The 9,420-nt window shown below is 40.0% G+C and carries 9 protein-coding genes, 1 pseudogene and 1 riboswitch; of the genes and pseudogenes, 1 reads left to right on the top strand and 9 read right to left on the bottom strand.

All coding sequences use genetic code 11. The features are described 5' to 3' along the window. The 7 genes from fliY to FZC40_RS16500 form a co-directional block, all read right to left on the bottom strand. Nucleotides 1–1,037 (bottom strand): flagellar motor switch phosphatase FliY (fliY, locus tag FZC40_RS16530; RefSeq protein ID WP_148606388.1); only part of this gene is annotated, 1,037 nt, incomplete at its 3' end. Further along, nucleotides 1,037–2,047 carry a flagellar motor switch protein FliM gene (locus FZC40_RS16525; RefSeq protein ID WP_148606385.1) on the bottom strand — a complete coding sequence of 337 codons (1,011 nt, stop codon included), beginning with the start codon at nt 2,045–2,047 and terminating at the stop codon, nt 1,037–1,039. The genes FZC40_RS16525 and fliY, both read right to left, overlap by 1 nt. 106 nt (nt 2,048–2,153) lie before the next feature. After that, nucleotides 2,154–2,357 carry a flagellar FlbD family protein gene (locus FZC40_RS16520; protein ID WP_148606383.1) on the bottom strand — a complete coding sequence of 68 codons (204 nt, stop codon included), beginning with the start codon at nt 2,355–2,357 and terminating at the stop codon, nt 2,154–2,156. Between the two features lie 78 nt (nt 2,358–2,435). Beyond that, nucleotides 2,436–3,926: a flagellar hook-basal body complex protein gene (locus tag FZC40_RS16515; protein WP_148606381.1), complete on the bottom strand. Its 1,491-nt coding sequence runs from the start codon at nt 3,924–3,926 to the stop codon at nt 2,436–2,438. A 72-nt stretch (nt 3,927–3,998) separates the two neighbouring features. Further along, nucleotides 3,999–4,406 carry a TIGR02530 family flagellar biosynthesis protein gene (locus tag FZC40_RS16510; protein WP_148606379.1) on the bottom strand — a complete coding sequence of 136 codons (408 nt, stop codon included), beginning with the start codon at nt 4,404–4,406 and terminating at the stop codon, nt 3,999–4,001. A 32-nt stretch (nt 4,407–4,438) separates the two neighbouring features. Then, a complete protein-coding gene (locus tag FZC40_RS16505; protein ID WP_148606377.1) occupies nt 4,439–4,921 on the bottom strand; it encodes a flagellar hook capping FlgD N-terminal domain-containing protein in 483 nt (160 codons plus the stop codon). A gap of 13 nt (nt 4,922–4,934) precedes the next feature. Further along, nucleotides 4,935–6,524 carry a flagellar hook-length control protein FliK gene (locus FZC40_RS16500; protein WP_148606375.1) on the bottom strand — a complete coding sequence of 530 codons (1,590 nt, stop codon included), beginning with the start codon at nt 6,522–6,524 and terminating at the stop codon, nt 4,935–4,937. Between the two features lie 435 nt (nt 6,525–6,959). Beyond that, nucleotides 6,960–7,044: riboswitch (cyclic di-GMP riboswitch) on the bottom strand. A 279-nt stretch (nt 7,045–7,323) separates the two neighbouring features. On the opposite strand from FZC40_RS16500, the gene FZC40_RS16495 reads away from it, so the two are divergent. Further along, entirely contained in the window at nt 7,324–8,718 is a 1,395-nt protein-coding gene (locus FZC40_RS16495) for a glycine--tRNA ligase (RefSeq protein WP_148606373.1), read from the top strand. 55 nt (nt 8,719–8,773) lie between these two features. Here FZC40_RS16495 and FZC40_RS16490 read toward each other — a convergent pair whose 3' ends face one another. Together FZC40_RS16490 and FZC40_RS16485 are read right to left on the bottom strand one after the other, a co-directional pair. Next, entirely contained in the window at nt 8,774–9,160 is a 387-nt protein-coding gene (locus FZC40_RS16490) for a 4Fe-4S binding protein (protein ID WP_148606371.1), read from the bottom strand. A gap of 137 nt (nt 9,161–9,297) precedes the next feature. Then, nucleotides 9,298–9,420: pseudogene (locus FZC40_RS16485) on the bottom strand (peptide chain release factor 1); the annotation flags it as partial.

Genomic DNA, 9,420 nt, shown 5'->3' with positions numbered 1-9,420 from the left:
GCAATCAAACGACCATTAGCGATCACATCAACCTGATCCCCAGCCTGTCGATCCAATTCAATAATATTTCCCAGGGTTAGGTCGGCGATATCTTTTATTTTCTTTCTTGTTTTTCCCAATTCAACAGTGATTTGAATCGGCACCGACATCAGCAAATCTAAATTGTTGCCGGTAATCGTCTCTGCCTTTTGTTCTTCTCCAAGGGGTTTATATTCATAGGCCGTAACCTGAACCGGTTGTTGCTGACTAACATAGGAATTCACCTCGGCCTGTTCATTCTTGACAACCCGGGTTGACGGCGGTGCTTGTTGCCGCGACGGTGATGGCGCTTCGTACTGGGCCTCCGGCCTTACCGGTTCCGGTTGAACTGGGCTTGGCTGTGGCGGTACTTCTTCCTGTACTGCCGGCACTTCTTCTACGTCATCGATCCCGCTGGCCCCCATCGACATTTCCACAATTTCTCGCGCCAGAGCGGGTTCCATCGCACTGATAAACTCGCTTTCAACCAGTCCATCAATACTTAAATGGAAATTTATACTGACGAGGTTTTCACCTTTCAATGAAAAGAGTTCTTTGATGCTCTTATTGTTGGTGGTATCTAAAAGAACCGGTGGCGAAATATTGACAACTTTTCCTAAAAATGAGGCCAGTGCTCCAGCAGCTGCACCCATCATTTGATTCATGATTTCCCCGATGGCACTTTTACTGATTTCGTCAAATTCAATATCGTCGCTGGTCTCCATATCAAATAACTGCGATAAGATTTTTTTCATGTCTGCTTCTTTTAACAGCAGCACGTTAGCCCCTTCAATTCCTTCAACATAATTGATTAATACACCAATCACCGGTTCTAATTGCGTAAATTCAAACTCATTAACGCCGATTGTCTCAATTTTTGGGGTTGTGATATTTACTTTTGTATTCAGAATGGTGGACATGGCCGTAGCCGCTGTTCCCATACTGATATTCATCACCTCTCCTATGACATCAATTTCCATGCTTGTCAACTTTTCCGTATTCGTTTCTGTTTCCGTCATCAGATTGGTTCACTTCCTCTCTCAGTCAGCTCTTCTTTTATTGCAATCGCTTTTTTGTTCTTATATTCTCCCATTTCACCTTTAAACCAGACTTCATCATTAACCACGACATCGACCAGAGAGTTTAGTGGTTTATTAAGCTTGATAATATCCCCAACTTCCAATTCAAAGATATCCTGAGATAATACCTCAGTTTCTCCTAAAACCCCTTTAATTTCCAAATCTGTTTGTCTGATTTCATTGATAATATTTAATCTTCTCTGCTCTTCGGCCAGATGGTCGCCTCTTTTGATATTCTTTTTTGTTTGCGATACCTTCTTTTTAAACAGCATGTCTAATGTTGTTGCGGGAATACAAATATTGATTTTTCCCTGAGTTTCATTTACTTTTATACTCATTACAATGATCACGACATTTTCATCGGCACTGATTCCCTGTAAGATTCTTGAATTTGTTTCGATTTTCATTAAACGGGGCGATATTTCCAAATAATCAAACCAGACATTTTTCATCAGATTGATCATTCCCTTGGTTAAATACTCCAAAACACCTATTTCAATTTCGGTATATTCCCGATCTTCTCTTAATGGTTTTCCCGGCCCCCCCAGTAATCTGTCAAAACAGCAGAAGCCAATTTCTTTTGATATATCCATAATGACCAAATCTTCTTCATCATCGCTGTCTTTAATATCAAAATCAATCAATCCCATCAGTACCGAGTCGGGAAGAGCATTGTTAAATTCATAGAATTGCTGTTCTTCAACTTCGATGATCTCCACCAGGCTGTAGGTTTGCAGAATTCCGGTAATATGTGAAGACACCAGCCTTGCATAATTTTCATAAATACTAAACAGATGCTTAAGCTGCTCTCTAGTAAATAGCTTGGGTCTTCTAAAGTCATAATCTTTAACCTTTTTTTCAGGTATCACCTGCGTATCCGCTTCATCTTTTCCACTGATTAAACTGCTTAAAAGGCTATCAATTTGACTTTGTGAAAGAATTTCTGCCATAATTGTTTCTCCTAATATTGTCTTCTAATTCCAAACCATGATTTATGAGTCTTATTTAAGTATCATTGCGCTTTCCATGGTCTCAATTCTTTCTCTCAAATCTTTTTTAGTTATATCGATTATAAAGGCCTCTTTTGAATGCAATAATTTTTGAAATAACCTGAGCCGCGCTGTCTGATACGACATAATTTTTTCCATTAACCAGTTTTATGGTGGTATCCGGTTTTTCTTCAATCGTTTCGATTAAATCACAATTGAGAAAAAATTTTTCACCATTGCGTTGTTTATTTAGCTTAGTTAATTCTATCATACTTCCACCTTAATTGTAGTATAAAACAAATTCTACCCGAAGAAAAAAATTCTTCGGGTGGAATCTCATTTCTAATTTTTATCGTTTAAGATTAATTAGCTCTTCTAGAATGGTATCCGATACGGTTATGACACGTGAACACGCCTGAAAACCACGTTGAGCAATAATCATTTCGGTAAACTCTTTTGACAAATCGACGTTTGAACTTTCCAACTCCGAGGATATCAGCTGTCCGGTCTCATTTGTCCCGGCCTTTGATGCCACTGCATTTCCAGAGTTTTCCGATTGTATGGAATAGCCACCACCATCCTGATTTAATCCATCGGTATTCGCAAATTTTGCAATCGCGATATAACCAAAGCTTTTAGGTACACTGCTTCCGGCTTCAATGGTGCCAAGAGTTACCGGTGTAGCTGTTGTGGATTTTGCAACCAACGCATCATACTTTGCTTGATCTATGGTTATCGTAACCTTATCGGCAGCAGTCGTTCCAAAAGTGATGGTACCAGTTGTCTCCGGCGATACCGCTGGAGTATAAGTACCGGTATGTGCCGTGCCACCCGCATCATTAACAGTAACTGTCCCTACAGTTTTACTGTTATCAATAGTTCCAAGCGTATAAGCAGTTGCCCCAGTTGAATCAAGTGTCAGTTTACTTACGTCAGCAATTGTCACTTTACCGCTGCCAACTGTAAAAGATAACGAATTTCCTGTGCGTGTTCCAATAACAGGCGTTATTGCGGTTGATCCATCAGCTTGAAAACCGTTCAGGGTATATGTAGATGTAGCGCTGTCATAAGTTAAATTCATCTCACCGTTAATATTTGCAGCTGCCTCTGTACTAATGTTAACACCAGCAGATGTAACCTCACCGGGAACTGTTTCATCTGAAGCAAATCCAAGTCCTACCGTTAAAGTAATCTTCCCTGAATAATTAGTTGTTGCCGGAACCGTTTCTCCTGTAACACAATCAATTCCGCTCGCTTTTGTAAACTTCGGACTACCTGCCTGCGTCACGGTGATCTCGCCGGATTTACCAATGGCAATACCCGTGCATTTGTCAAGTATCGCCGGATCAACATTTATACTCTTCAAATCGCTTACAGGCAATGTCCCGTCTGCATTTAATATCGGATTCCCGGAAGCATCCGTGGGAATACCCAAAATCTTGCCACCATTGGCATCCGTTAGATTACCTGCCGCATCAAACTTCAGATTACCTACCCGGGTATATTTTGTCGTTCCACCAGCACCTTGTACCGCCAAATAACCCTCACCATTAATATAAACATCCAAGGACCTTCCGGTATCTGCTCCTGAAGAGATAGTATTGTTCACATCAATGCTGCCAATCTTTGAACCATACCCCAGCTGACTTGCATTGGTACCGCCTGATGTAGCACTGGCAGCATTTGCGTTAGATAAATTCTGGTACAGCACATCACTAAAAACTACTCGGCTTGATTTAAAGCCATAGGTATTAACGTTGGCAATATTATTACCAATTACATTTAATTTAGTTTGGTGGGCTTGCATCCCTGAGGCCCCTGAATATAAAGATCTTATCATAGTAAATCCTTTCTGTACCGCTTAAAGCTTATCTGTCATTCAAAGCTTTTTAGTTTCCTCATAGAGGGCCAACTATATAAATACGGCACCGTCAATATCATTGACTAATTTATTTTTCATTTCATTTTTATCCATTACCGTTATGACGTGTTTATCTGCGGCATTAACGATAAATGCTGAATCACCCATCATAATCAACGCGTTGTCAATCCCTTTTTTCTGGGCTTGATCACAGGCACTGCCTAGTTTTTCCAAATCACTGTCAGAAACTTCAATATTTCTTTGCTCTTTTCTGATATTGGCATGCTTTGAAAACGTGACGGTACTGTTAATCTGCTGCTCCAGCAACTGTTGAAAACTATCATCCGTTTTTCCTGAACTATTGGTTGTGGTTTTCTGATCTGTTCCCGTTATTCTTTCCGTTTGCCGAATGATCGCATCATTTAAGCGGTAATAATTTCCGTTTATACTGTCAGCCATTTCATCACCTCAGTTCTCAAAAGGCTTTTTTTCTATGTTGTTGCTGGTGTTGTTGCTGGTGTTGCTGGTGTTGCTGGTGTTGCTGGTGTTGCTGGTGTTGGTGTTGTTGCTGCTGCTTGGGCTACTTCTACAATACTGGTTGCTGGATAGGTAACACCGCCAACAACAATTTGAGCATCTCCACTTTGCAGATTTACACCCTGAACTGTACCGGTAATATAATTTGTTGTCCCATTTTCATTAGTTTTAAGACACACTTCTTTTCCGATTAAACCGACACTGTAGGATGTGGTTGATTGCTTACTTAGATCTGATAATGCCTGAACCATTGAATACTGAGCCATCTGACTCGAAAATTGCGAAGTGTCAGCGGCATTGTTCATGTCCTGATTTTTAAGTTGTGCCACCATTAACTGTAAAAAGTCATTCATCGATAAAGTACTGCTCTTTGATGTACTTGTTGTTGAAGCGGTTGAAGCGGCGCTTGCAGAAGCACTTACTGCATCAATTGCCATTTGTTTTTCCTCCTTATATCAAATAATTAATTCTATTACTGCCATAGTTTTGAAACTGTTGATTAATACTAACAACGGTATCTTCTTCACTTTCCGGTTGAAGATTTTTTAAGCTGCTGCTGTTGTTTCTGATCAAGCTTTCTTTAAGCTGGGCCTGATTTTGTTCCTGTGAAAGATTTGTTCCCATATTCATCAGGGATGCGGAATTCTGACTGCTGCTTTGAGCCGTCTGATTAACAACATTAACGGTATCAACTTGAACATTCTGAAGCGCTAAGCTTCTTACTAATTGATTAACTTCTTTTCCCAATAATTTTTGTGTTTCGGTACTAGCCGCCATGATATTAATGACGAGTTTACCCTGATCATACTTCATTTGAACATCAATATCTCCTAAATTTTTCGGCGATAATGTCATTGTGAAGGTGACTGGTTTGTTTACCTCATAATTTTGCAGAACTTTTTGTTCAATTTGCTGGGACACTTCCACATGTGCGCTGGGCTGAACCTGGGGTTCCTTACTTACGGTTATACCCCCTAAAGTGCCAACCTGAACATTATTTTCTGAACTATTCACATCTTTCTCATCTTTTGCTACATTCTGTTGCGCAGCCAATTCTTTTAGCGTACCCAATCCAGACTCTGGGGTTGCCTTTTTCGGTGATCCCGGAGATTCTTTAGCATTATCTGAGCTATTTGAGGTTGTTGTCTCGGCACTTGCTGTCGGAATTTTCTGCTCCTGTCCGTTAAGACCAACTTGCTGCGCGTTCTGGGTTTGCGCTGTTAAACCAGCTTCTTGCCCGCCCTGGGTTTTGGCCGTTAAACCGGCTTGTTGCACGCCCTGGGTTTGCGCTGTTAAACCAGCTTGTTGCACACCTTGGGTTTGCGCTGTTAAACCAGCTTGTTGCACACCCTGAGTTGCCACTGTTGAACCCGCCGGTTGCACGCTTTGTGCATTCTCGGCTGTACCTGCTGTTAAAATTTCCTGATTCTGTCCCATGGCTTCTTTTAAACTGACAAGCGGTGTACCATTATTACCTTGCAACCCTTGCGCTTCCAAGCTCTGAATGCTGCCCTGTCCTAAAATATTACCCAATTGACTGGTTGCTGGTGATGTTGCGCTCTGGCTCAAGCTTTCTACCTGGCCGGTGTTGTTCGGCGTTCCGCTTTGTGTTCCGGCATTCGCTGAATCAACATTGATTTTTGCTGTTGCAAGGCCGTTTTGAAAACTTTGAACCAAATTGAGCAAGTCATTTCCAATAACCGATTGATCGCTGGTTACCTGTTTTTTATCGTCTGCCGGATTTTCAGCAACCGGTGCATTTTTAACATCATTTTCTGTCCCTGCCAAAGCTGCTTCAATTGAAGGATCAGCATTTTCTGTTGGTTCTGATTCTTTAAGCGACTCTTTCTTTTGTGAACTTCGATCTTTAATTGTTGATTGCGTTATATTACTCTTTGACTGGTTCAGCTGATCCTTAAAAGAAGTGCTCTTCTCATATGATCCTTTTTGTTCGCATTTTCTGTTACTCACACTTGTTGCCACACTGTGTAATCCATATGTTGTTGGACCACTACTTGTTGACTGAAACTCTAAATTCATTACTTTCCTCCTTTCCTAAAGTATTTTGCGGTTTTTTGTTGATGTTCAGCAAAAAACCGGAGCAATTTTTTGATTGCCCCAATATATAACAGTCGGTTTGACTGGTATAATCAGTAATTAATTTCGGTATAGCTTGATGTATTTCGATATAAGTAATTGCAGGTTTTTATTACTGTCATAAAATATAAACACATAAAAATATTCATGTATTTATATTATATATTATTCCCTTGATATATTGCAACTCATTTAATCTGTTGCAACTCATTTAAATTATTATCTCCCCAAAAGCACTCATTCTTTTCTTTCTGGAACCAGTTTACTTTTGCCATAAAATAATATTTTTCAAGTTATTTTCACTTGCTATTTTACACTTAATTCCTTAAACAAAAAAGCAACGATTAACTCGTTGCATTAGTGATCTGGCACACTTTTTCAGGCAACTGGCTGTCATATAAAAAATTATTTAGACCCTATAGTTTTGCGTCCTTATTTTTCAATAAGTATGCTAATATTATGTTATTTTAATATTACTTGATAAGTCCCTTTCTGTCAATATAAAAAAGGCTTTTACGGAACTTATTAAAGAAATAACCGGTGTTTACAGGTACAGAACTGTATCGACTAACAGATATTATTAAAGTCACTTGCTTTTCAACTTGCGCTTGACATAATCCTTCGTTTTTGATACTCTTCAAGTTAGTTTATAAGTGAATGCAAACTACTGGGAAATACGCTGTGCGAGTTTCTTGTAGTTTTTTTTAAATTAGCTTGAAATGCTAAAAATTTAGGAGGAAAAATGTCAGAATTTACTATGGCTGAAATTGTCAGTCTCGCAAAAATGAGGGGAATTGTTTTCCCGGGTTCGGAAATATACGATGGCCTTGCAAACAGTTGGGATTACGGCCCTTTAGGCGTCGAAATGAAAAACAATGTGAAAAAAGCGTGGTGGAAAAAGTTTGTTCAGGAATCGCCTTATAATGTCGGTTTGGATGCTGCTATTCTGATGAATCCCAAAACCTGGGTCGCTTCCGGCCATGTTGGCGGTTTTAATGATCCCCTGGTGGATTGTAAAGCCTGCAAATCACGCTTCCGTGCTGATAAGCTTATTGCTGATTACTTTTTTGAAAAAGGTGAGGATGTCATTGTTGATGCCTGGTCCAACGAAAAAATGATGTCTTTTATCCGGGAAAACAAGATCGTCTGTCCCGAGTGCGGGAAACTCGATTATACCGATATCCGTCAATTCAATCTCATGTTTAAAACCTTTCAAGGAGTCAATGAAGATACCGCCAGCGAAATATTTTTAAGACCGGAAACGGCCCAAGGTATTTTTGTCAACTTCAAAAATGTTCAAAGAACTGCCCGTAAAAAGATACCTTTTGGTATCGCCCAGGTCGGCAAGTCTTTTCGGAATGAAATTACTCCGGGGAATTTCATCTTTAGAACCCGTGAGTTTGAGCAAATGGAACTCGAGTTTTTCTGTGAACCCGGCACCGATATGGAATGGTTTAATTTTTGGAAAGAATTCTGCAAAAAATGGTTGTTTGACTTAGGCATGAAAGATAACAATATCCGCTTTAGAGATCATGAAAAAGAAGAACTGTCGCATTACAGCAATGCCACCACCGATGTTGAATTTAGATTCCCATTTGGCTGGGGCGAGCTTTGGGGCATTGCTGATCGCACTGACTTTGACCTTAATCAGCATCAGACCCACTCTGGCAAAGATATGCGCTATACAAACCCGGTTACCAATGAAAAATACATTCCGTATTGCATTGAACCCTCCCTGGGTGCCGATCGTGTTTTCCTGGCTTTTTTATGCAATGCCATGGAAAAAGAAGAAATTACCAATGGCGACAAAACCGAAGAGCGAAATGTCATGCGCATTCATCCCTTCCTTTCCGCCTACAAAGCTGCGGTACTGCCGCTTTCTAAAAAATTAAGTGAAAAAGCTACCGAAATCTTTGAAATACTTTCCCAACATTTCATGATTGAATATGATGAAGCCGGCAGCATCGGAAAACGCTACCGCCGACAGGATGAGATTGGAACGCCATTCTGCGTCACTGTCGATTTTGATACCCTGGATGACCAGTGCGTAACTTTAAGAGACCGCGATACCATGGATCAGGTTCGTGTTCCCATTGATGAAGTTGTTCATTACATTGCCACACGCATCGACTTCTAAGCACAAAAAAAAAGGTTCCGATCGGAACCTTTTTTTGTTTAACGCTTTTTTATTTTTACGCTTCTTCTATTGCCAAAACGTTTTGTGGACATACTTCAACACATTTTCCACAAGCGATACATTTTGATGGCACTTCTTTATCTGGTGATTTAACAATAACACCATTTGGACAGGCTTCTACGCATTTTCCACAGTTTACACATAATTTCTTGTTGATCATGTAAACACCTTTTTTGTTTGCGGTAATTGCGCCAGCTTCACATACTTCAGCACATTTTCCACATTGAACACATACATAAGTTTTTAGTTTTCCCGCTTCTTCTTCGATCCGAATACACGCTAATTCCGGAACTTGTTCTTTATAAAATGCTTCTGAACAAGCCATTGTACATGCCAAGCATGCCACACATGCTTCCTGATCAACTACGACTACTTTTTTCATTGTTACTCCTCCTCAAGGTCAGTTCGATCTTCAGATCGAATTTGTTTTTATTTTAACATATGGTTTATTCTACTTTTAAAAATTTGGATTGTCAATAAAATAAGGAATATTTGCATTAACTTCTGGCCAATTTGGCTTTAGGAATGTTGCTTTAATTTCTCGGCCTGATCACTTGTGACCAGGGCATTGATCATTTCATCGATGTCCCCATCTAAAAATGCTTCCAGTTGATAAACCGTCACCCCAATTCGGTGATCGGA

Origin of the sequence: Acetobacterium tundrae, from assembly GCF_008086615.1 — a bacterium.
GTDB lineage: Bacteria > Bacillota > Clostridia > Eubacteriales > Eubacteriaceae > Acetobacterium > Acetobacterium tundrae.
The sequence above is the reverse complement of the archived record's forward strand: the minus strand, read 5'-3'. Positions and strand labels throughout refer to the sequence as shown.